Genomic DNA, 23359 nt, shown 5'->3' on the forward strand with positions numbered 1-23359 from the left:
ATTTCAGCATGACGAGGTATATATATGACCCGAATCAACACACTCCTCGTCGCCAACCGCGGCGAAATTGCCTGCCGGGTGATGCGCACGGCCAAGGAGCAGGGCATCCGCACGGTCGCGGTCTATTCCGATGCGGACGCGGACGCGCCCCATGTCAAAATGGCGGATGATGCGGTGCGCATTGGTCCCGCACCGGTCAATGAATCCTATCTTCTGATCGACAAAATCATCCAGGCGGCAAGGGACACCGGCGCGGATGCGATTCATCCCGGCTATGGTTTTCTCTCGGAGAATGCTGCCTTTTCCAAAGCCTGCGCCGACGCCGATATCATCTTTGTCGGGCCACCGGAAAAAGCGATCGACGTGATGGGCGACAAGGCGCGGTCGAAGCGCGCGATGATTGCCGCTGGCGTGCCCTGCGTGCCCGGCTATCAGGGCGATGATCAGGCGGACGACGTGCTGGTCACCGAAGCGAGCAAGATCGGTGTGCCGCTGATGGTCAAGGCTGCCGCTGGTGGTGGCGGTCGCGGCATGCGGCTGGTCCATGACCTGAAAGACGTCGCCAATGCGATCAAGCTGGCGCGTTCAGAGGCCGAAAATGCCTTTGGCAATGGCGAGCTGATCCTCGAGAAAGCGATTATCAAGCCGCGCCATGTCGAAATCCAGGTCTTTGCAGACAGCCAGGGCAATACCATTCATCTCGGCGAGCGCGACTGTTCGGTCCAGAGGCGCCACCAGAAGGTAATCGAGGAAGCGCCCTGTCCCGCCATGACGCCAGAACTGCGAGAGCAGATGGGTGCGGCTGCGGTAGAGGCGGCCAAGGCTGTCGATTATATTGGCGCCGGTACGGTCGAATTTCTGCTCGATCAGGCGGGCGGATTCTATTTTCTGGAAATGAACACGCGGCTGCAGGTCGAACATCCGGTAACTGAAGAAGTCACCGGTCTTGATCTGGTCGCGCTGCAACTCAAAGTCGCGTCAGGCGACCTGCTGGGGCTCGAACAGGCGGACATCACGCTCACCGGCCATGCGATGGAAGTGCGGCTCTATGCCGAGGATGCGGCGGATGATTTTCTGCCGAGCACCGGCCCGGTCCATTTGTGGAAACCCTCCACCCTGTCACGCGTCGACAGCGGCATACAAAGCGGCGGCGAGGTATCGCCCTTTTACGATTCAATGGTCGCCAAGATCATCACCCATGGCGCTACCCGCGACGAAGCGCGGCGGCGGATGATTACGGCGTTGTCGGAAACCGCTCTGTTCGGTCCCAAGACCAACCGCGATTTCCTGATTGATGCGCTCGACCGGCCCGATTTCGTCAAAGGCGAGGCCACCACCGCGTTCATCGCCGAAAATTATGGCGAAGGCGGAGTCGATCTCGGCGCCCATGATTTTGCCTCTTATGCCATCGCCTCGGTCATCCATCACAAGCTGCGGCAACAGGCGGCGCACCGGCTGGCGCTCAACGTGAATCCGGAAATGCTCGACTGGTCGAACACCGGCACACTGGAAACCGTGGCGCAATATGCCGATGGCGAGGATGCCCAGACCATCCATGTCCATGTCAACAAGCCGGGCTATTATCGTGTCAGTGCCGGCGAAGAGGGCGTCGCGGTCGACCTGATCAGCCTGACCGCCGATCGTGCAAAATTGCGGGTAGGCGGGCGCACCATCGAAGCCATTTATTATAGCGACCGTCGCACCCTGTATTTGGCGCTGCCGAAACGATCACTGACGGTCACCGACCTGACCGGACTCAGCGCTATGGAGGATGCCGGTGGTGGCGGCACTGTCGTCGCGCCGATGCACGGACTGTTGCTCGAGATATTGGTCGAGACCGGCGCACGGGTTGCCAGGGGCGACAAGCTGGCCGTACTCGAGGCGATGAAGATGCAGCATGAGATACTCGCTGAGATCGACGGGACGGTCGAAAACATTGCCGCGATAGCGGGCAAGCAGATTGCCGCCGATGATCTCATTCTGGAGATTGTCGCTGATGAAAGCGAAGAAACCAAAACTTGATAACTGCCGTTCGTACTGAGCTTGTCAAAGTACGAGTGCTCGCCAGGGGCCCTTCGATAGGCTCAGGGCGAACAGAAATAAGGATATCCACCGATGAACAATAAAATTTGCGACATGCTCGGAATCGAATTTCCGCTGGTTGCTTTCTCCCATTGCCGCGATGTCGTGGCCGCTGTTTCCCGCGCCGGCGGCATGGGCGTGTTTGGCGGAGTCAATTGCTCGCCGGAAATGCTCGAAGAGGAACTCAGCTGGATCGACGCCCATGTCGATGGCAAGCCTTATGGTCTCGATATCATCGTCCCGAACAAGGTCGAGGGAAAGGGCGAACAGCTTGACCCGGAAGCGGTGCTGGCCTCGATTCCTGACGAACATAAGCAATTTACCAATGACATAATGCAGCGTCATGGCGTCGATGCCGCGCGCAGCGCGGCGGACATCGAAGCGGTGCGCCGAGAACAGGTTGCCTTCACCGATAATCTGCGCGGCGGCACGGCGGCAGCGATACTGGAAGTGGCTTTCCGGCACCCGATCAAGCTGATCGCCAATGCTCTGGGAATCCCGCCGCAGGTGATGCTGGAAATGGGGCAAAGGCACAATGTTCCGGTCGCGGCGCTGGTCGGGACGAGAGATCATGCGATGAGTCAGGTCGCTGCCGGTGTCGATATCATCATTGCCGTTGGCGGCGAAGCCGGCGGACATACTGGCGACATATCGACCATGGTGCTGATCCCCGAAGTCTGCAACGCGCTGGCCCAGATTGGCGATGATACACCGGTGCTCGCGGCGGGCGGCATTGCCACCGGTGCGCAGATGGCTGCGGCCATGGCGATGGGCGCCAGCGGCGCCTGGTGCGGATCGGTCTGGTTGACCACGGTTGAAGCGGAGACCAATCCGGTGGTGAAAGAGAAAATGCTCGCAGCCACATCACGTGATACGGTGCGGGCGCGGTCACGCACCGGCAAACCATCAAGGCAATTGCGCTCCCCCTGGACCGATGCCTGGCAAGCTGAGGGCGCACCCTCCCCGCTTCCCATGCCGTTACAGTCTTTGGTCGCAGAGCCCCCGTTGCGGGTGCTCGACAAGCTCAGTCAGGGTGACAATCAGGGCGCCAAGGATCTCGCTACATACTGGGTCGGACAGGGCGTCGGGCTGATGAACGAACAGATGACTGCGGGTCAGGTGGTGCAGGGCTTCAAGGAAGATTTCCTCACCGCTTATGAAAGACTGAGCACCAATCTCGGCGAATGACGCTGTCCTATTCATCCTGAGCTTGTCGCAGGTTCGGTTGCGCCATATGGTCAGGCGCGCTTTGCAGAGACGGAGCCGGGATTGAGGATCGCATGACAGAGATGACACCGACACAACCACTGGCCGGAATCAGGGTCATCGAGTTTTCCACGATGGTCACCGCCTCGCTGGCGACGATGATGTTTGCCCAGCAGGGCGCGGATGTGATCAAGGTAGAGCCGCCCGGCATTGGCGACCCGATGCGCTGGCTGGGTAGCGAGAAGAGCGGTATTTCCGGTCTGTTCCACAATTGCAATCAGGCGAAGCGATCGATCACGCTTGATCTCAAAACAGCGGAGGGTGTCGCCCATGCCCGTCAGCTCTGTCTGTCGGCCGATGTCGTGATCCACAATTACCGCCCGGGTGTGATGGACCGGCTCGGACTGGGCAGCACCGCTCTGCGCCAGGAGAAACCGGACCTTGTATATTGCGCGATCACCGGCTTTGGCCATGAAGGCCCGCTATCCGGTCGCCCGGCCTATGACCATGTAATGCAGGCGATGGCAGGGTTCATGACCTTGCAAGGTCACCCGGAAGGTTTCGCCTATGTCAAAACCCTGATTTGCGACAAGATTACCGCCTATACCGCGGCACAGGCGATCACCGCTGCCCTGTTTGCCCGCGAACGATCCGGTAACGGTCAGCATATCGATCTGTCGATGCTGGAAAGCTGCGTTGCCTTTCTCTGGCCGGACGGCGGGATGCATCTCACCTTGCAGGCGGACGATGTTACCCATGGTGCGCCCTTCGCCGACTATTACCAACTCCCGCTTCGATCCACGGACGGTGCCATCGCCTACGCCGCGATGACCGACGATCACTGGGCGGCGATCTTCGATATCGTCGGTCGGCCGGACCTGAAGACGGAAGAAAAATATCAGGGCATGGCCAACCGCAGTGTCCATATGGCGGAGCTCGCGTCCATTATCGCCAGCCAGAAGCCGGACCTGACCAGCGCCGAGATGGTCGCCGGTCTCGCCGAACATGATGTGCCGGCTGCTCCCTGTCTGTCACTGCAAGACCTGCCCGCCAACCAGCAGGCGCTGGCAATCGGGATATTTGAACAGACCGAACACCCGCTGCTCGGCGCTGTTCAGCATGTCACATCACCGGCGCGCTTTGGCGGTGCCAAGCTGGCACCCTGCGGCCCCAGTCCGGCGCTGGGTGAACATAGCCAAGCCATTCTGGCCGAGCTCGCCGCACGCCCGCAACCATAGATCGCTTCAATGGAAGCCGGACGCCGTCATCTGGTTGCGTATGGCTGCGATCTGGCTATTCTCTGCAGAAAAATAAGGAGAGAATCGCATGACTTGGCAAATGGCCGATATCTGGGAAAATATTGCAAAAGCAATTCCCGGCAAGCCCGCAATCGTCGACGGCGACAAACGCTATAGCTGGGCACAATATGAAAACCGCGCCGCCCGGGTCGCTCAGCTACTGACCGACCATGGCCTCCGGCCCGGAGCGAAGCTCTCGATCTATTCCTATAATTCAGCAGAATATATGGAGACCCAGTTCGGTGCCTTCAAAGCGCGCGTCTGCCCGGTCAATGTCAACTACCGCTATCTCGAAGCGGAACTGACCCACGTCATCAACAATAGCGACAGCGAAGCCCTTGTCTTCCAGGCGCAATTCGCACCGCGCGTTGCCGCGATTCGGGACCAGCTCGAGCAGGTCAAATTATTCCTCGAAATCGACGATGGATCGGGCGAGCATCTCGAAGGTGCCGTTGCCTATGAAGAGGCATTGCTGAGTACCGAGCCGATGCCGGTGATCGAGCGGTCGAACGATGACATTTACATGCTCTACACCGGCGGCACGACCGGCATGCCCAAGGGCGTGATGTATGATCACAAGAGCTTTGCCAGCGCCCTGCTCGCCAAAGGGTTTGAAATGCGCGAGATGACACCACCGACCGATGCGTCCAGTTTCGGTCCGTTGGTGGAGCAGCTGCACGCCGCCGGTGCAACGAGTCGCTCCATCCCGGCCTGCCCTATCATGCACGGCACCGGCATGTGGATCGGCGCAATGATCCCGCACAGTCTGGGCGGCTGCGTTATACTGTTCGACAACAGCCATTTTGATCCGGCAACACTCTGGCAACTGGCCGAGGACGAGAAAGTCACCGATATCACGATCGTCGGCGACGTTTTCGCCAAGCCGATGCTCGCGGCGCTGGAAGATGCCAAGACGGCAGGACAAGCCTTTGATTTATCTTCACTTCAGATGATGGGAAGCTCCGGTGTGATGTGGTCGACCGAAGTGAAGCGTGGCCTGCTTGGCCATTTGCCGCATATGGCGATCGTCGACAGCATGGGCTCGACCGAAGGCAGCATGGGGTCGTCCATCACAACGGTGGAAAATATCGATATCGACCAGACCGCCAAATTCGAAATGAATCCGACAACCAAGGTGCTAACCGAAGACGGCAAGCCGGTGGCGCCCGGATCCGGAGAAATGGGCCTGATCTGCAACGGCGGGATGGTGCCGCTCGCCTATTACAAGGACGAAGAAAAAAGCGCCGCGACCTTCAGGACATTCGACGGAGTGCGCTATTCGATCCCCGGCGATTTTGCGACGGTCGAGGCAGATGGCTCGATCACTTTGCTCGGCCGCGGTTCCGCTTGCATCAACAGCGGCGGCGAGAAGATTTTTCCCGAAGAAGTGGAAGAAGCGCTCAAGACGCATGACAGCGTCTACGACTGTCTGGTTGTCGGCCTGCCCGACGACCGCTTTGGCCAGAAGGTGACGGCGGTCCTGTCGATAGCGGAAGGCGCGAGCTTTGACGAAGCGGAACTCAATGAACATGTCCGCTCGAAACTCGCGGCCTACAAGGCCCCGCGCGCCATTGTCCTGGTTGACGAAGTCCCGCGCGCCGCCAATGGCAAAGCCGGGTATAAGGCAGCGAAGGAGATCGCCCTGGCGCGACTGCAGGTGCCGGCCTAAATCCGGACTGGCCTTAACCGGCCGGCTCGTGGCCACCTCGACCATTGACGGATCACCACCATCCACCGCATGGACGGACGATGATTGTTCAACTCATCCACAACCCGGCCTCGGGTACATTTGACGAAGCCCGGCTGGACGTTCTGTCCCGGGCCTTTCAGGCGTGCGGGGCGCAAGTGCGCCTGGGCCGGACCGAGATAGACGGACGGTTCGAGATTTTGCCGGAGTGCGACCTCGTTTGCGTATCCGGCGGTGACGGTGCCTTGCGGCTGGTCGTTGCATCGATGGTCAGGGCAGGACTGTCCAAGCCGCTATGCATATTTCCCGCCGGCACGGTCAATCTCGTCGCCAAGGAACTGGGCTATTCCAGCGATCCGGAAATATTTGCGCGAGAGATCATGGCGGGATTCCTTTCCCCGGAAACCGCCCGGCTGGAAGCCCCGCTGGTGACCAGCGACGGTCAGCCCTTTGTCGCCTGTATCAGCGCGGGCCCGGATGGACAGGCTGTCGCCCGGCATAGCCCGGCACTCAAAAAACGCATCGGCGGAGCCGCTTATGCCTGGTCGCTGATAAAGCTGCTCGGCGACTGGCCGAAGCTACGCTTTTTACTGACGGTGGAATCGCCTGACGGAACGACCAAACAGCTGACGAGCGGTGCTTTCTACGTAATCAAGGCCCATCATTATGCCGGAAACTGGACACTGGCGCCATCGGCAGAGCTGGCGTCCGATATATTCCACGTCATCGCGTTGACGCGGGCCCGCCGCCGGGATTTTTTCCGTTTTCTGGCAGCAGTGGTGCTTGGACGGGATCCGGCAAGGCTCGATTTTGTCCAGTCGCTACCCGCCTGTCGCCTCTCGATAACAACGGCAGACGAACAGTCCCGATGCGCCGCTTTTCAGGTGGATGGCGACCTGCTTCCGAAGCCACCGCGCGAGATCAGGATGGCTGACCGGACGGTCGCCTATTGCTTGCCGCTACCTGCGTAAATCCCGGTGTTCTAGGCCGTGCGGCAGTGGGCCGCGATCAGATCGACCATTGTCGGCAATTTGCTCGGTGGCAGATCATGGCCCATCCCCTCGACCAGCTCAAAGCGGGCATCTTTGACATTGGCGGCGATATCCTCTCCGCATGCGGACGGAATAAGCGGATCTTCCGCACCGTGAATCACCATCGTCGGCGCGGTAATCCGCTTGGCGACCGGACGCAAATTGCCCGTATCGATAATCGCTGCCATCTGGCGTTTCGGGCCCGGCGGGTAGAAACCCCGTTCCTGCGCCAGTTTCATCATCGCCCGTCGTTCCTCGGGACGGCTGCGGCCTTCCTCCGATGCGATAAGCGACGAAAAAGCCAGTCCCAGTTCCAGAGCCTCGTCCGGAGTCCGCGCTTTTGCCCGGGCCGTCTGCATCAACACCTTGCGTACTTCGGCGTCGGCACCGGGGAGGCCCGGACCATTGGTCGACGACATGATCGGCGTGAAAGACAGCACCCGATCGGCGTGATCGGCAGCTATCAGCTGACCGATCATCCCGCCCATCGAAGCACCGACAATATGCGCTTTGTCAATTTCAAGCGCGTCGAGCACACCGACAGCATCTCTCGCCATATCGCTCAGATTATAGGGCGCCATCTGGCGTTTGGGGAAAAAGCGCTTGGCAACCAGCTGCCGAATCGGATGCGGAGGCCGCACGCCGTCAAATTTATACGAGAGGCCGACATCCCGATTGTCGAACCTGATGACCCGGAAGCCTTCTGCAACCAGTCCATTGACAAAATCCATCGGCCAGTAGATCAACTGCGCGGTATAGCCCATGACCAGCAGAATTGCCGGATCCTCGGGGTTGCCGTGATCTTCTACTTCAATATTGATGCCATTGGCAGTGACTTGCATGTGCGGTTCCCGATCTACGCGAAAACAGAATCAGTAACAGAATGCGCAGAGGTTACAAGAACGGCAGCGCGCGCTGGCTAGGGTATGATTTTCCGGTCCGGCCGGTCGCTGTCATTGCCCGCCATATTCGCGTTGGAGCCGACCGTCACCGCGCCCAGTCTTGCAACCTGATTATCGTTATCGACCACGGCGCGCGCCGCCAATATCATCGGCACCTGGATCGCCTGCGCCGAGAGTTTCGCGATACGGACCGTATAGGTGCCATAAGGAACGCCATCGAACAGGAAGAAGCCGTCAAACTCGGTCTGGGTTTCCCGAACGACGCGGCCCTCGCCATTGATCAGTTCCATACCGACACCGGCAATCGTACCGCCGCCCCTGCGCATCAACGTGCCCTCCACTTCACCGGCACTGACCAGCGGTAGCTCGACCGTCATGGCGATACCGGGCCGCGGCGTGATCACCACACCGGGCAGGGCTGGCTGCACATAGGGGTTGGGCAGACTGCTGCTGTCAATCCCGATCAACACCGGCCGGAAAGGCTGCAGATTGTCGATGACGGCGCGGCCCCTGGCATCGGTAGCCGTGAAGGCCGCCGCCTGCCCGGCGGTCAGCTCGACATTTCCCGCCAGCGATTCCCCGGGCTGGCGAATGCCGTCCCCGTTTTCGTCGTGAAATACGATTGCCAGAGCCTGGCCATTATTCGCCAGCTTGTTGCTCGAGAAACGGAATTTGCCGTTGCGCGGGTCGGGGCCTAGGCTGAAAGCGAGATTGAGTCCCGCCGCCATCGAGCCATCCGTCGCGGCTTCGGCGGTCGCAGTCAGAGAAAAGCGTTCAAAGCGGCGGATGATCCCGATACCCGCGCGTCCGCGATCCAGCCCGGCATCATAACCCAGTTCCGCTCGCCAGTCGGACCGCTCTCCGGCGCGCCATTCGCCTGTGAAATTGACCTGCTCGAAGCGTTTTTCCGGGGCTAGGCGGTAGACCGCTTCACCACGCAGGCGGACCTTGCCGATCCGGCCATTGGCGAGCAGCCGCGCGCCCAGACGATCCGGTGGATCTGGGCCGAAATCACTATATTGCTGCTCCCAGTTAAGCTCGCCGGTCAGCGACAGACGATTGAGATTAAATGACATGCGCCCCGTTACATCCAGGCTATCGCGGCCGTCGGAGCGCGTTTCATATTGCGCGTCAATATGGACCGGTACGATCTTGCTGCCAATCTTGAAACTATGGTCAACCGCCAGACTGTGCCGCGATTTCGCATTTTTTTCGATCTGGTCGGAGATGAAATCACCGCGCGCCCAGATTGATTCGGCGGTGATATAGCTGTCACCAAGCTGGCCGAGCAGCTGACCGCGTATCGCCATACCGCTGCCAAGGTTGGAGGCGGCCGAAAGCTCTACCAATGTCGGCCCCACGGCCCGGCGAACCGATCCCTCGAGATAATCATGGCGATTGCCGTCGATTTGCAGGCTGAACAAGGATGCCGCAACCGATGTCTTGGCATTGATTCCGCGCTCCAGCCCGAATCCGCCACGCCAGCCCGCCTGACGGGTCGGCAAAAACTCGCCGAGTCGGATCAGATCCTCGCCGGCTTCGTGGATTCCGGCCCAATAATAAGTCTGTCTGGGGGGAATCGAGTCGATCCCCACCGGAATGACCTGCACGTCACGCCTGATCTGTCCCTGCGGGCCGTAAAGCACCACCTCGAAGCGGTTCTGGCCGTAGAGCAAAGGCACATCGACAAATTCGTAGCGACCATCGCTGCGGTTTTCGGCGAAAGCGAGCAGCTGGCCATTGCGATAGAGTTCGGCGTCCCAGCCGCTGGGCAATTCGCCCCGGAAACTGGTGCGGTCAAAACTGTCGGGCCGTTCGATCGGGCGGTTGGTCACCAATGCCCCCCGTCCTGCAACAGACTGGGAAACCAGTGGCGTGGAGAAGGTAGATACATCGCCCAATGCAAAATGGGTCGCCTGCAACGGCCCGAGAAGTTCGCCCTTGGGGTCGGTTCGGTACGCCCTGACCCTCAGGCTCTCCGGCACACCACCATTATCGGAGGAAAGCCGTGCATCAAAGCTCGCCTTGCCGACCTCACCGGACGCATAAAGCTCGTAGCGCAGGTCAAACTTCTGGCCCGACTGTTTATCCCTCAGGCCGCCGGCCGATATTACCGCATCCACCGATGGTGTGCGCCAGAATTTATAGGCTTCCGATGATTGCGGCAGGCCGGACAGGTCGAAACTCTTGCGAGGACGGATTTTGGCGGCCTGTTCCTTGCGCTCCAACGCGCGCTGGAACGGCAACTGGGTATCGGATTCAACGGTGAGCAGCGCGTTGGAAAGATCCGGAATGAAATCGACTGCAAACCAGTCCGACAGACTCTTCACATCGACACACCAGCCCTCGGGTACATCGCGGATCTGCGCGGGAAGCAATTTTTTGCTGTCGTTCACCTTTTGTACTATAGCACTATCGCGATCGATGGTCAGCGTCTGGCTCTCGGAGAAGATCCAGCCAGTTGCGCGGCGCGACTTCTTGTCGAGACGGAGCGGAATATCCATTGCAATGATGATATCGGCGAGATCAACGCACACACCGGCATCGGTTTGATAGCCTCTGACACCATCGCCGAGACGATAGCTGCCCGATCGCAGGTCAAATAGTAAAGCGTCATCATCGCTGGCAGACCAGTCACTGACTGCATTGGCCGGGGTCGCCAGAAACAGCGAAGCCGCCGAGATCGTGATGATCCCTGCGGCTTTGACCAGGGCATTCAAGCCTCGGCCGATTATTTCTGAACGCTGTATCATGGGTTACATCATGACTTGGTGAAGGCTTGGTGCCATACTAAGTCATTGATATAAAATTTCTATCTAAGAACCATGTCGGTTTTGGCGATAAGCCCGCCACCGTCGTTGGCGCTCTCGTAATATTCCACCGTAATCGGTCCGGTCAGCTGGGCCGCTATTTCAGGCGGCACCGGCAAGGTGACGGTTCGCATCGCAACTTCGGGATACACGGCGATACCGCGGGCGACCATGACCGGCTCGTCCAGCCCTGCTTTGGTGACACGGATTTCACCATAGGTAGATCGATCACCGGACCGGCTTAGATCGAAGGCAAAGGATTGCCCGTCCGGATTCTGCTCCAGGCGGCCGTTGGCGATGGCGGCCGTTGCCTGCAGATTTCCGTAGCGAACAATGACCGGGATGGTCACGCCATAGATTGGCGTCAGCGCGATCGTTAACCCGCCCTCCGTAACCGACTGATCGGTTACCGAACGGGCTTTCGGAATGGCGCGAAAAAGCAGGTGCACCCGATATTCGCCGTCGGCAAGGCCTTCGGGCGCTCTCACACCCAGACGAATGGCCTGCGGCTGGTTCGGCGGTAGGGTAACCCGGCGCGGCGCGTAACGGATCATCGCCTTCGCCGCTGTTTCGAGCTCGTTGACTTGGTCTTCCGGCACATCCTCGAGGCGCCCGTCGGCTGTCATCCGACGCAGTTCCAGTGAAATCCGGTAAGTCGCGGTTTCGGAGCCGATATTGTTCAAAATCACTTCGGTACCGCGCTGGCCGTCGAGCACTACACGGGTCGGAGCGACCAGTAGGTCGCCCGCGGCATATGCCGGTGCCGATGACAATGATATCGCGGACGCGATGGCGCCCAACGCAATGCTGTATTTTCTAAACGTCTTGAAACCCTGAATGCTCATGATAATCTCCGCCTTGCTGGTCATACGGATAGGCCGGCTTTCACAGCCTTTTCCCACATCTTCCTTATGAGCAAAGAGGGTTACCAAAGCGCTAACCATAGCGAATATTTGACGCCTGAGGCTGAAACGCGGATTGGGACGTCAAAATGTGAAAACCCGCCTGCAACCTGGGCTGCAGACGGGCCTTCTGTGTTAAAAACCGCGAGCGGGCGCTTGGCCCACCCGATCAGCTATTACTGATAGTCAACGGATACGCTGAATGTACCGGCATATGCGCCATCAGCCTGGTTGGCAGCGACATTCAATGTGCCACCAACAGCGAAGGTGTCGCTTCCGTCAAGAAGCAGGGTTGCAGCGCTCGATGTCAGCGCAGCGGTCATGGTTCCGCCCGGGCCGGTCAGCGTCACCGAAGAGTCGACCGAAATGTCTACGGTGGCACCGGAGGTACCGTTAATGGTGAAGCCGGCTGCGGTCGGCGAACCCGAGCAAACAAGGCCGGTACCGCAAGTGGCCGACCCGGCAGGCGTAATCGCGACGGTTGAAGCGGTAGCGCCGGTTATGATCGTACCGAAGTTGAGATCGATATCGTTCGAATCGACACTTACCTGTTTCAGAATATTAGCGCGTGCATCGGCGGAAGCGGTGGCAGCTTCAGCTGCATTTGCACCCACGACAGAAGCCACGAGCACGGAAGAAGCCAAAGCGGCTTTGATAAATTTCGACATAGTTACTGGTCCCTATATTTTGTTACGTTATTGAAAGGACACATGCGGTGTAGTCAGGCCAAACCCACTGGCCTACCATCGCCTGTATCAACATTCAGCCGCTCTTATCCAAGGGAAAGAATAAGGCTTTGCTGTAACTTATAGTTAATTCGAGATTAACATGTTAAGCAGCTGATATATAACGATTATATGCGGATAATGCGACAAGTTTGAGCGGAGTAGCGCTGCTTGCTTCGGCAGAAGTTGACGATCTTCGAGGTTGAATTCTAAATATGCTCACCGGTGAGACGCTGGCAAATCAGGTCGAGTTGATCGAGATTGGCATATTCAATTGCCATAGTACCACCCTGCCCGTTCGACTGGATTTTGACATTCAGTCCGAGCAGATCCCCGAGATGCGCTTCCAGCGCCTGGATATCTGCATCGGTCTCCGACATGGATGCCAGTTTTTTTGCCGACTTCGGCTTTTTGACCGCCATCGACTTGCGGACCAGACGTTCGACATCACGAACCGACAGACCTTGTTTGGCAATTTGCGGTGCCAATTCTTCGGCATTGGGGGCGTTGATCAAAGCGCGGGCGTGGCCCATGGTCAGTTTTTCGTCGACCACCAATGCCTTCACACTGGCCGGTAGTTCCAGCAAGCGCATCAGATTGGCGATATGACTGCGCGATTTTCCGACAATATCGGCCAGCCTGGTCTGGCTGTGTCCATAGTCATTGCTCAGCCGCGCATAGGCTTCAGCCTCTTCGATGACATTCAGATCCTTGCGCTGGACATTCTCGACAATCGCGATCTCGAATGTTTCTTCATCGTTGAGATTGCGAACGACGGCAGGAATCTGGTGCAGACGCGCCCGTTGTGCGGCTCTCCAACGCCGCTCGCCGGCAACGATCTGGAAAGTCTTGCCATGCGGCCGGACGACGATTGGCTGAATCACGCCACGTTGGCGCATGCTGTCGGCCAGTTCGTCCAGAGCATCTGTATCAAAAGTCTGCCGCGGCTGATCCGGGTTGGGCCGGATATCCGAAATAGCGATGGAGCGGAGACCGTCGATGACAGTCGTCATCGAATCCCGGTCACTTTCGGCAGGTTCGCCGGTTACAATCGGTTCTTCCCGCTGGATTTCGCCGAACAGGCTATTGAGTCCCCTGCCCAGACCGGTCGCGCGCTTTGGTGCCTTCTTGTTCGTTTCATTCAAGACCTGATCGTCGTCCATCAAGCGGCCACCTTTCGATCTGGCAAACGCCCGATCAGTTCGCGGGCCAGATCGATATAGGCGACGGAACCGCTGCAGCGATAATCGTAAATCAGCGCGGGCAGACCATGGCTCGGCGCTTCGGAAAGACGGACATTACGCGGGATCACGGTTTCAAACACCACGTCCCCCAGGCAGGCCCGGACATCATCGGAAACCTGTTCGGTCAATTTGTTGCGGCGATCATACATCGTCAGGACCACACCCATCACCGACAGCTGGCGATTGAAACGAGCGCGGATGCGCTCGACCGTCTGCAGCAACTGGCTCAGGCCTTCGAGCGCGAAAAATTCGCACTGCAGCGGCACCAGCAAGGATTCGACGGCTACCATTGCGTTCAGTGTGAGCAGGCCCAATGACGGCGGGCAATCGATGAGAATGATATCCCAGCGTCCATTATCAGCAGCATCGAGAGCCTTTTTCAGCCGATGCGTCCGCTCTTCAAATTCTACCAGTTCGACTTCGGCACCGGAAAGATCGACGGTAGCGGGAACGATTTCGAGTCCCGGCACCTTGGTCTGGTTGATGCAGTCAGCCAGCGATACGTCATTGATCAGCAGATCATAGCTGCTGTTGACGCGATCGCCCTGCGACAATCCGAGCCCGGTCGACGCGTTACCTTGCGGATCGAGGTCTATCAGCAGGACTTTCCAGCCGCTGGCGGCCAGTGCCGTAGCCATATTGATTGCTGTGGTGGTCTTGCCCACTCCGCCTTTTTGATTGGCTATTGCGATACGAACCATTGTCAGTTCCGCCCTAAAGTTAGGTTTCTAGCCTTTTCCCACCAATATACCGGCGTTCGGATCGGTCAAACTATGTTCCACGTGAAACATTTTTTGCCGTTTTGGCGACAGGCCTTTCAACTCCCTTACCGCATTTTTGCCCTTTGGTAAGAGCCAAACCGTGTTTTCTGTGGAAAAACGGTGCGAAAGTGCGATGAGTCGTTCTAAAGGCGCAAAAGCTCGGGCGCTTATGACATCAACTGGAAAACTTTCGACATTTTCCAGGCGATCAGCGATCACCAGTGCATGATCTCCTATGCCGGTTTTCTCGACCACATCGTTCAGAAATTCTGCCCGGCGCTTCCGCGATTCCACCATCTGAACCTGATAGGGGGTCAGGATCGCAATTATTATCCCGGGAAATCCGGCGCCAGTACCCAGATCAAGCCAGACCTTGGCTGGTTCAGGCGCTGGCGCGTAACGTAGCAATTGGGCACTGTCGACGATATGCCGAGACCACAGACTGTCGGCGCTCGCCTTTGAAATCAGGTTTTGCCGCTGCATTTCGTCGCGCAGCAAGGCGCTGAACGTTTCCAGTTGCTGCCATGTTTCACGTGAAACATCATATTCTGCGCGCAGCCAGGCTTGCGCTTCTTCTTCGGTCATGCGGCGATATTCCTGTTGTCCCGGCGGCGCGCGTGCACGAGAATCGCGGCAAGCGCTGCGGGCGTTATGCCCCTTATCCGCGACGCAGCAGCCAAGGTTTCCGGTCGAGCCGTCGCGAGCCGCTCGACCATTTCGTTGGAAAGTCCTGCGATTACGGCATAGTCCATATCATCACCAAGCCGGATTTGTTCGTTGGCGCGGAGATCGCGTAGCTCCGATTCCTGCCGCTCGAGATAAGGCGCATAACGAGCGTCTTCTTCGATCTCTGCCAGAAGGTCGGGATCTCCGGCCTTCAAACATGCCTCCAAATCTTCCAATGAAGAGATGGTGATATTGGGAAAACGCAGCCATTGAAACAGGCTTTGCTTGGTCCCGTCGCGTCGAACATTGATGCCGAGCTTTACCAGATCTTCGCTGGAATAGACGGCTTCCAATGCTTTGAAAATATCATTGCGGCCCGTCTGCCGGTCACCGAACCAAACGGTCCGTTCCTCGGCAACACAGCCCACAGCTATCGCTATCGGGGTTAATCTGGTTGACGCATTGTCGGCCCGAAGCCGCAGCCGATATTCCGCTCTGGCCGTTAGCATTCTGTACGGCTCGGTAACGCCCTGCAGGACCAGATCATCGATCATCACCGCCATATAGCTGGTGCCGCGATCGAGCGCTGGTACTTCCTTGCCCTGCACCGAACAGGCTGCACCGATCCCGGCGATTAATCCCTGAGCTGCTGCCTCTTCATAACCGGTGGTGCCATTAATCTGGCCGGCACAATAAAGCCCTTCCAGATCACGTACCTTGAGCGAACGGTCCAGGGCGCGCGGATCGATATGATCATATTCCACCGCATAGCCGGGAACGATAATGTCGGCCTTCTCGAGGCCGTCCATGCTCCGCACAAAAGCCAGCTGAACGTCGGCGGGCAATGACGTGCTGATGCCGTTGGGATAGACCAGGTTGGTATCCAGCCCCTCGGGCTCAAGAAACACCTGGTGGGAATCGCGATCGGCAAAGCGATGGATCTTGTCTTCGATCGAAGGGCAATAGCGGGGCCCCTGTACGTCGATCGCGCCGCTGAATAACGGCGACCGGTCCAGCGAACCGCGAATGATTTCATGCGTCTCTGCATTGGTCCGGCTGACCGCGCAAAATGTCTGCGCTACCGTGCGCCCTTTCGACAGCGGCGACATCGTCCACTGATCGTCGTCCGATGGCTGTTCGGGCAGGGCTGCCCAGTTAATCGTCCGGCCATCTATGCGCGGCGGCGTCCCCGTTTTTAGACGAGCGATTGGCAGGCCAGCATCGCGGATCTGTTGCCCAAGCGAAACCGAAGCGGCCTCGCCTGTCCGACCGCCTTCCAGTCGCTCTTCGCCGCGGAACAATTTTCCGTTGAGAAATGTTCCGGTCGCCAGGATGACGGCCTTGGCATTGATCGTCGAACCGTCCGCCATGATAATACCGCTGACCCGCGAGTCCGACATGACGAGACTGGCCACTTCACCCTCGACGATGGTCAGACCGTCCTGCGCGTCGAGCATCCGGTGGATCGCGGCCTTGTAGAGTTTGCGATCCGCCTGGACCCGTGGTCCCTGCACCGCTGTGCCCTTGGAAAGATTGAGCATCCGATAATGAATCGCGGCGGCATCGGCTGCGCGGCCGATCAGTCCATCAAAGGCGTCAACTTCCCGCACCAGATGGCCTTTCCCAAGACCGCCAATAGCCGGGTTGCATGACATCGCGCCGATGCTTTCCTTGGTGAAGCTGACCAATGCCGTCGATACGCCCATGCGCGCGGCCACAGCGGCTGCTTCACAACCGGCATGGCCGCCGCCAACTACAATGATGTCAAATGTCTGCGTCATAGGGCGGCCCATAGCTCAAGCGAGTTTGCAGGTCAAAATCTACCGGTGCGGGGTCGCTGTTCCACGTGGAACAATCACTTGCCGATACAGAATTTTCCGAACAACCCGTCGAGCATGTCCTCGGTGCTGGCCTTACCGGTGATCTCGTCGAGCGCCTTGCGGGCCATCCGCAAATGTTCCGCGACGATCAAATAATCGACTTCGCTCATCATCTGGGACAGACTGTTGCAAGCAGCGGTCAAACGATCTGCCTGGCGCGCGTTCACGCTGACCTGATCTCCATCCGGAAGAATGTCTTTCGCTCGGGTGATGAGATAATCAACGAGAGCATCTATGCCCTGCCCGCTGACCGGAGATAATGTGAATGCGCTCGTGGCTTTTGGATTGTGATCCGGATGATCGGAGCGAGAGCTGATCTCGACGAGATTATCCGAAGCCGGTCCCTGCCCCTCCTCGCCAAGCCACAAAATAATATCAGCAGCGGCAAATTGCTGATGTGCCCGATCAATGCCGATCTGCTCGATGGTCTCCGCTCCGCTCTCTCGCACACCGGCAGTGTCGATAAAGAGAAACGGAATGCCGCCCAGCGCGATCGGCACTTCGATTACGTCACGCGTAGTCCCGGCGATGTCCGAAACGATAGCCGCCTCGCGTTCGACCAGCGCATTGAGCAACGTCGACTTACCACTATTCGGTGGACCTCCGAGCACCACCCTTATGCCATCACGTAATTTTTCCGCTCGCGGCCGCTGCAAGAGATTATGCATTTCCTCGACCAGTGAATAGGCGGCATTTTGGAACATCGATGCCTGCGCCGGGGCGACATCATCCTCGTCGGAAAAATCCAGTTCGGCTTCAACCTGTGCGGACAATCGCAATATGCTCTGCTGCCATTCTTCCACCTTGCGCGATAGACCACCACCGGCATTGCGGACCGCTGCTTTGCGCTGCAACTCGGTTTCGGCAAAAAGCAGATCGGACAGGCCCTCCGCTTCGGCCAGATCCATTTTACCATGGGTGAAGGCCCGGCGAGTAAATTCACCCGGCTCGGCCTTGCGCAGTCCGTCGATCTGCTCCAGCGCCGTTTCGATCGCGCGGATGACCGCCCGGCCACCATGACAGTGGATCTCGGCCAGATCTTCTCCGGTAGCGCTATGGGGTCCCGGAAACCAAAGGCACAACGCGGAATCCAGCAGTTCACCACTAACCGGATCGGTTATATTTGATAGCATCGAAACACGCGGTTTTGGTAAACTGCCCGCTAGAGAAGATAGCCCCTTTCCTGCACCCGGACCGCTGATGCGCAGGATTCCGATCGCCGCCGGCGGCTGCCCGCTCGACAAGGCGAAAATTGTATCATCAGGGGTCATTATGGCAGAAAACGGCGGCTAATCGGACTTTTTCTTGGTCGATGACGTTTTGCCACCACCCGATGCCGCGCCCATTGCGCCGGTCAAAAAAGAGGAGAACATCTTCAGACCCGCTTCGCCCATCGGAGCGATAATCTTGGTGAAATTCTGCAACTGTTCGACCGAATTGGCACCTTGCAGAAATTTCGACATTTCCTGAACATAGTTTTCGTTCAGTTTCGCAACATCGGGCAGGCCGATCAATCGGCGCGCCTCTTCGGGTGTACAATCCAGTTCAACGGTGACTTTCATTATGACTTCCTCTGTTTGACCGTCGAAGCGAGTTCCCCCCTCACCCAACAGGTTGATGTTCCACCTTGCCTGCTGCTGATATGGGGATATTGTGGTCAAAGAATCAAGACATGATGCAAAGGAACCACAAGATGGGTGCGATCGAACACGTGAAAACATTGAGCGGAGACGCCGAAATCCCCTGCTACATGGCACGACCACAAGGAGAAATCGGCGCCGCGATCATCGTCATTCAGGAAATATTCGGGGTGAACGACGGCATAAGAGCGAAATGCGACCATTGGGCCAGTCTAGGCTATCTCGCCATCGCGCCCGATCTGTTCTGGCGGATTAACGAAGGCACGGATCTTGATGCCGACGTGGAAGCGGAATTCCAGCAGGCGCTCGACCTGATGGGCAAATTTGATCAGGATCAGGGTATCCGCGATATCGAAGCAGCGATCCATTTCGCACAGACCGCGATCGGCAGCCACAAGGTCGGCTGCGTCGGCTATTGCCTCGGCGGCCGCCTCGCCTTCATGACCGCTTGCCGCACCGATATCCGGGCGTCCGTCGGCTATTATGGTGTCGGTATCGACGGTCTGCTCGGCGAAAAGCACGCGATCGCCCACGAAGTGATGCTGCATATCCCCACCGCTGACGGATTTGTTCCCGCCGATGCACAGGCTGCGATGCACGCCGGACTGGATGATCATCCGAAAGTGACATTGCACGATTATGACGGTCTTGATCACGGCTTTGCCGCCGAATTCGGCAATCGCCGCGACGAAGCGGCGGCAACATTGGCCGACAGTCGCACCGAAGTCTTTTTCAAGGAGCATCTGGCATGAGCGCACGCGACAATCTGAAAGTCTGGCACGACCATTTCGAAGACAAGAATGGCACCGGCCTGGCCGATCAGATCGCCGACGATGCGGTCTTTCATTCGCCTGTTGTCCATACGCCGCAATCCGGCAAGCCGCTGGTCGTCGCCTATCTCAGCGCGGCGGATGTCGTGCTCGGCAACGACAGCTTTCGCTACGTCCGTGAAATTGTCGACGAGTCACAGAATATGGCGATGCTGGAATTTGAACTCGAACTGGACGGGATCCAGGTCAACGGCGTCGATATCATCAGCTGGAACGACGACGGCAAGATTCAGGATTTCAAGGTGATGGTGCGACCGCTGAAGGCAATCAACAAGGTCTGGGAAGAAATGGGCAAGATGCTGGAGAAGATGAAGGGTTAGGCTTCTCCGGTTACATCAAGAAAATATTCGCTGTGGCCCTGCGGATTAACCGGAATCCCCAGAACAGAAAGCGGGATCATGGCAAGGCTTGGTATCCAGAATTCCGGATCGTAGAGAATCCTGGGAATGGTTAGCAAGGCGATGATGCCGACCCACAGTAGCAGGAATTTGACCACTGCACGTCGCAAAGCATAGCTGTAGCTGAACTCGCCAAATCCGGGTGTATCGAGAATGACTGCACTAGCTTGCACATGTTGAAATGCCGGAACCGTCAGCCGAAATCCACCCAAAGCTAGCGGACAGATCGACACTGAAGCGTGATTATATCCGCCAATATGAACCAATATTCCCGCTGCATCCAGAAGCGACGCAACAACCATGGTTTCACTGCGAGAATTGATGATGGCGATCGGGATCATTTGATCAGACACGACCAAAGTCTATTTGAATTATAAACTTCGTTTCACAATCATCCAAACAGCGTCAGCACCCCGATCGTCTGCTCGTCACCGACCAAGCCGGAATAGATCATCTTGCCAGCGACATAGACAATAACCGCCAGCCCCAGATAAGCGATCCACTTGTAGCGCTCGATATATTTGGCGATGACATTGGCGGCGAGACCCATGAGGGCGACGGACAGCAACAAACCAATCACCAGGATGCCGGGATGCTCCCGCGCCGCTCCAGCCACGCCGAGGACATTGTCGAGGCTCATCGACACGTCGGCTGCGGTAACCGCCCATACAGCCGCCCAGAAGCTTCTCTGGGCCTTCACGCCACTGCGTTCGTCGCCTTCAATCTCGTCCGAGCCCGGAGATTCGCCTTCGTGGAAAATCTCGCGGTAAAAACTCCAGCCGACCCAGAGCAAAAGCAAGCCACCGGCCAGCACCAGACCAACAATCTGCAAAAGCTGCACTACGATCAGCGCAAATATTATCCGCAGGATCAACGCAGCGGCAATACCGATCAAAATGACCTTACGCCGCTGTTCTGCCGGCAAACCGCCAGCAAGCGCGCCAACCACGATCGCGTTATCGGCAGCAAATACCAGATCGATCAGAACCACCTGCCCGAAAGCAGCCAAAGCCGCTGGCGATCCGATATTCGAGAAATCATGGACAATGGCTGCCCAGATATCTGAAACAGAGCCAAGGCCGGTCGCGGCAGCGGATAAAATCGGAAGAAGTTCAATCATGGAAAATAGATCGTCCGTAATAGTTCACGACCGGCATAGGGTCGTAGAAATCATGAAGCAAGATGCGCCACTGTTGATAATCATCTGACTGCCGAAATCGTTCCCGATGCGATTCAATCCGGTCCCAGTTGATCAGCAACAAATAGCGGGTCGGATCATCTGATGACGGTCGCACTTCAATCGACTGGAAACCGGGCTGCCGGGCAACCAGCGGTCTCGCTTTCGCCATCGCCGCTTCGAAATTCTCCGCTTGCCCCGGCCGAACCTGCAATATGGCATGTTCCAAAATCATCAGGGCAGTCCGGCGATTTTTACTGGTTCATACTGTCGAAGAAATCGTCGTTGGATTTTGAATCCTTCATCTTGTCGAGCAGGAATTCCATCGCGTCGATTGTGCCCATCTGCATGAGAATACGACGAAGCACCCACATTTTCTTGAGCTTCTCGTCCTCGACCAGCAGTTCTTCCTTACGCGTACCGGACTTGCCGACATCGAGCGCCGGGAAGATACGTTTGTCGGAAACCTTGCGATCCAGCACGATTTCAGAGTTACCGGTGCCCTTGAATTCTTCAAAGATCACTTCGTCCATCCGGCTGCCGGTATCGATCAGCGCGGTTGCAATGATCGACAGCGAACCGCCTTCCTCGATATTCCGGGCAGCACCGAAAAAGCGTTTCGGGCGCTGCAGGGCGTTAGCGTCTACACCACCGGTAAGCACCTTGCCGGAGCTCGGTACGACAGTGTTGTAAGCACGGCCCAGACGGGTAATCGAGTCGAGCAGGATGACAACATCATGTTTATGCTCAACCAGACGTTTGGCTTTTTCAATCACCATTTCGGCAACCTGCACGTGACGGGTAGCGGGCTCGTCAAAGGTCGAGCTGATCACTTCGCCTTTTACCGAACGCTGCATGTCGGTGACTTCTTCCGGCCGCTCGTCAATCAGCAGCACCATCAGATAGACTTCCGGATGATTGTCGGTAATCGCTTTGGCAATATTCTGCAGCAGTACGGTTTTACCGGTCCGTGGCGGCGCCACGATCAGGGCGCGCTGGCCCTTGCCCTGCGGCGAGATAATATCGATTACACGGGCCGACTTGTCTTTTTCCGTTGGATCGAGACTGTCGAGCGTGAGTTTTTCATCCGGATAAAGCGGTGTCAGATTATCAAAATTGACCCGGTGACGGACAGCATCGGGATCGTCGAAATTGATCGAAATCAGCTTGGTCAGCGCAAAATAGCGCTCGCCATCGCGCGGCGCCCGGATTTCCCCTTCGACGGTATCGCCGGTGCGGAGGCCAAATTTGCGAACCTGGTTGGGAGAGACGTAAATATCGTCAGGACCGGCGAGATAATTCGCATCTGCCGAGCGGAGGAAACCAAAGCCGTCGGTCAGCACTTCGATCGTGCCGACGCCCATGATCTGTTCATCATTATCCGCCAGTTCCTTGAGGATGGCGAACATCAAATCCTGTTTGCGCAGGGTGGAGGCACCCTCGACGCCCAGCTCTTCGGCCATAGAGACCAGATCGGCGGGCGATTTTTGTTTCAATTCTTTTAAATGCATGGAGTTTTATCCAGATATGTCAGGAGGTTATTATTCAATCAACATGTGCGCAGCGTGTCGCTGTATTCAATTCACATGAAAGGTTGCCCGGACGGGCTTTGGCGAACTAATTACTCTTGCCGAAGGATCATGTCAAACGTAGTTTCCCTGCAATAGCGTTTTGGAGATAAAGCTGTGACAGCAACTGACGTAGTGCCAAGTGTAAATAGTAGCCAAGTCAGCTATTCCGCTGCCCCAGACCCATTTTTCTGGCTCATATTATTCTCACTGACGATCATTTCGTTCTCAATGCTGATTGTTTTTGCGAAGAATATGGCAACAAAAGGCGAGAAAATAAAATTGCAACCGGAACGATATGCTTTTTTGACGAGCTATCTAAATATCGCTTCTAAAGGCTCAATTTTATTGGGATTGATAGGAGCTTCGTTCGGGCTTTACCGAGCTTTCATATTGGCGACGATCTATGGAAATTTCGGTTATGAGCCGGCAATTAGCACGGTTGGCAACATGTTTCTTTGTCTTGTAATCGGGTTAGCAATTGCTTTCGTCGGATTTGGGCTAGAATTTGTTAGCCGTTGGAAAAGTGTTGTCGCAACAAGTAACTAGACA

General features: G+C 57.2%; 22 protein-coding genes. 8 read left to right on the forward strand and 14 right to left on the reverse strand.

The genetic code is table 11. The features are described 5' to 3' along the window. The first annotated feature begins 24 nt into the window (after positions 1-24). The 5 genes from ACWFTY_RS01795 to ACWFTY_RS01815 all read left to right on the forward strand — a co-directional run bounded on the left by ACWFTY_RS01795 (position 25) and on the right by ACWFTY_RS01815 (position 7244). Positions 25-2022, forward strand: a complete 1998-nt coding sequence (locus ACWFTY_RS01795) for an acetyl/propionyl/methylcrotonyl-CoA carboxylase subunit alpha (RefSeq protein WP_447525695.1) — start codon at positions 25-27, stop codon at positions 2020-2022. Between the two features lie 93 nt (positions 2023-2115). Beyond that, on the forward strand, positions 2116-3270 hold the full coding sequence (locus ACWFTY_RS01800; protein ID WP_447525696.1) for an NAD(P)H-dependent flavin oxidoreductase: 1155 nt from the start codon (positions 2116-2118) through the stop codon (positions 3268-3270). 92 nt (positions 3271-3362) lie between these two features. After that, positions 3363-4526 (forward strand): CaiB/BaiF CoA transferase family protein, encoded by a 1164-nt coding sequence (locus ACWFTY_RS01805; RefSeq protein WP_447525697.1) that lies wholly within the window; start codon positions 3363-3365, stop codon positions 4524-4526. A gap of 88 nt (positions 4527-4614) precedes the next feature. Next, a complete protein-coding gene (locus ACWFTY_RS01810) occupies positions 4615-6255 on the forward strand; it encodes an acyl-CoA synthetase (protein ID WP_447525698.1) in 1641 nt (546 codons plus the stop codon). Between the two features lie 80 nt (positions 6256-6335). Further along, positions 6336-7244, forward strand: a complete 909-nt coding sequence (locus tag ACWFTY_RS01815; protein WP_447525699.1) for a diacylglycerol/lipid kinase family protein — start codon at positions 6336-6338, stop codon at positions 7242-7244. An 11-nt stretch (positions 7245-7255) separates the two neighbouring features. On the opposite strand, the gene ACWFTY_RS01820 is transcribed toward ACWFTY_RS01815, so the two are convergent. From ACWFTY_RS01820 to ACWFTY_RS01865, 10 genes are all read right to left on the reverse strand, one after another. Beyond that, a complete protein-coding gene (locus ACWFTY_RS01820) occupies positions 7256-8146 on the reverse strand; it encodes an alpha/beta fold hydrolase (protein WP_447525700.1) in 891 nt (296 codons plus the stop codon). A gap of 77 nt (positions 8147-8223) precedes the next feature. Next, on the reverse strand, positions 8224-10959 hold the full coding sequence (locus tag ACWFTY_RS01825; protein ID WP_447525701.1) for an MSCRAMM family protein: 2736 nt from the start codon (positions 10957-10959) through the stop codon (positions 8224-8226). 59 nt (positions 10960-11018) lie between these two features. Then, positions 11019-11861, reverse strand: coding sequence for a fimbrial biogenesis chaperone (locus tag ACWFTY_RS01830; protein WP_447525702.1), 843 nt, complete (start codon positions 11859-11861; stop codon positions 11019-11021). 233 nt (positions 11862-12094) lie between these two features. Continuing rightward, the gene (locus ACWFTY_RS01835; protein ID WP_447525703.1) at positions 12095-12586 is read right to left on the reverse strand and encodes a DUF4402 domain-containing protein; all 492 of its coding nucleotides are present in this window, start codon (positions 12584-12586) and stop codon (positions 12095-12097) included. A gap of 266 nt (positions 12587-12852) precedes the next feature. Further along, positions 12853-13806: a ParB/RepB/Spo0J family partition protein gene (locus ACWFTY_RS01840; protein ID WP_447525704.1), complete on the reverse strand. Its 954-nt coding sequence runs from the start codon at positions 13804-13806 to the stop codon at positions 12853-12855. Next, a complete protein-coding gene (locus tag ACWFTY_RS01845; protein WP_447525705.1) occupies positions 13806-14588 on the reverse strand; it encodes a ParA family protein in 783 nt (260 codons plus the stop codon). Before ACWFTY_RS01845 ends, ACWFTY_RS01840 begins: the two co-directional genes overlap by 1 nt. Before the next feature lie 27 nt (positions 14589-14615). Continuing rightward, the gene (gene rsmG, locus ACWFTY_RS01850) at positions 14616-15233 is read right to left on the reverse strand and encodes a 16S rRNA (guanine(527)-N(7))-methyltransferase RsmG (RefSeq protein WP_447525706.1); all 618 of its coding nucleotides are present in this window, start codon (positions 15231-15233) and stop codon (positions 14616-14618) included. Beyond that, complete coding sequence (gene mnmG, locus ACWFTY_RS01855; protein WP_447525707.1) at positions 15230-17095, reverse strand: tRNA uridine-5-carboxymethylaminomethyl(34) synthesis enzyme MnmG; 1866 nt, start codon at positions 17093-17095, stop codon at positions 15230-15232. The genes rsmG and mnmG overlap by 4 nt, the downstream gene beginning before the upstream one ends. A 74-nt stretch (positions 17096-17169) precedes the next feature. After that, positions 17170-18465 carry a tRNA uridine-5-carboxymethylaminomethyl(34) synthesis GTPase MnmE gene (mnmE, locus tag ACWFTY_RS01860; protein WP_447525708.1) on the reverse strand — a complete coding sequence of 432 codons (1296 nt, stop codon included), beginning with the start codon at positions 18463-18465 and terminating at the stop codon, positions 17170-17172. 18 nt (positions 18466-18483) lie between these two features. After that, complete coding sequence (locus ACWFTY_RS01865) at positions 18484-18756, reverse strand: DUF6489 family protein (RefSeq protein WP_447525709.1); 273 nt, start codon at positions 18754-18756, stop codon at positions 18484-18486. A gap of 131 nt (positions 18757-18887) precedes the next feature. Here ACWFTY_RS01865 and ACWFTY_RS01870 point away from each other — a divergent pair, with 131 nt between their 5' ends. Continuing rightward, positions 18888-19586 (forward strand): dienelactone hydrolase family protein, encoded by a 699-nt coding sequence (locus ACWFTY_RS01870; RefSeq protein WP_447525710.1) that lies wholly within the window; start codon positions 18888-18890, stop codon positions 19584-19586. Continuing rightward, the gene (locus ACWFTY_RS01875) at positions 19583-19984 is read left to right on the forward strand and encodes a nuclear transport factor 2 family protein (protein WP_447525711.1); all 402 of its coding nucleotides are present in this window, start codon (positions 19583-19585) and stop codon (positions 19982-19984) included. The genes ACWFTY_RS01870 and ACWFTY_RS01875 overlap by 4 nt, the downstream gene beginning before the upstream one ends. Here the strand turns inward: ACWFTY_RS01875 and ACWFTY_RS01880 are convergent. The 4 genes from ACWFTY_RS01880 to rho are packed head-to-tail and all read right to left on the reverse strand — an operon-like array spanning position 19981 to position 22750. After that, positions 19981-20415 carry a hypothetical protein gene (locus tag ACWFTY_RS01880; RefSeq protein WP_447525712.1) on the reverse strand — a complete coding sequence of 145 codons (435 nt, stop codon included), beginning with the start codon at positions 20413-20415 and terminating at the stop codon, positions 19981-19983. The two genes, ACWFTY_RS01875 and ACWFTY_RS01880, sit on opposite strands and share 4 nt — an antisense overlap. Before the next feature lie 38 nt (positions 20416-20453). Beyond that, positions 20454-21182: a YjbE family putative metal transport protein gene (locus ACWFTY_RS01885; protein ID WP_447525713.1), complete on the reverse strand. Its 729-nt coding sequence runs from the start codon at positions 21180-21182 to the stop codon at positions 20454-20456. Next, positions 21175-21474 carry an antibiotic biosynthesis monooxygenase family protein gene (locus tag ACWFTY_RS01890; RefSeq protein WP_447525714.1) on the reverse strand — a complete coding sequence of 100 codons (300 nt, stop codon included), beginning with the start codon at positions 21472-21474 and terminating at the stop codon, positions 21175-21177. Before ACWFTY_RS01890 ends, ACWFTY_RS01885 begins: the two co-directional genes overlap by 8 nt. A gap of 19 nt (positions 21475-21493) precedes the next feature. After that, complete coding sequence (gene rho, locus ACWFTY_RS01895; protein ID WP_447525715.1) at positions 21494-22750, reverse strand: transcription termination factor Rho; 1257 nt, start codon at positions 22748-22750, stop codon at positions 21494-21496. A 174-nt stretch (positions 22751-22924) separates the two neighbouring features. Here rho and ACWFTY_RS01900 point away from each other — a divergent pair, with 174 nt between their 5' ends. Continuing rightward, positions 22925-23356, forward strand: coding sequence for a hypothetical protein (locus tag ACWFTY_RS01900; protein WP_447525716.1), 432 nt, complete (start codon positions 22925-22927; stop codon positions 23354-23356). Positions 23357-23359: the final 3 nt, after the last annotated feature.

It is taken from the genome of Parasphingorhabdus sp. NYA22, assembly GCF_976973735.1.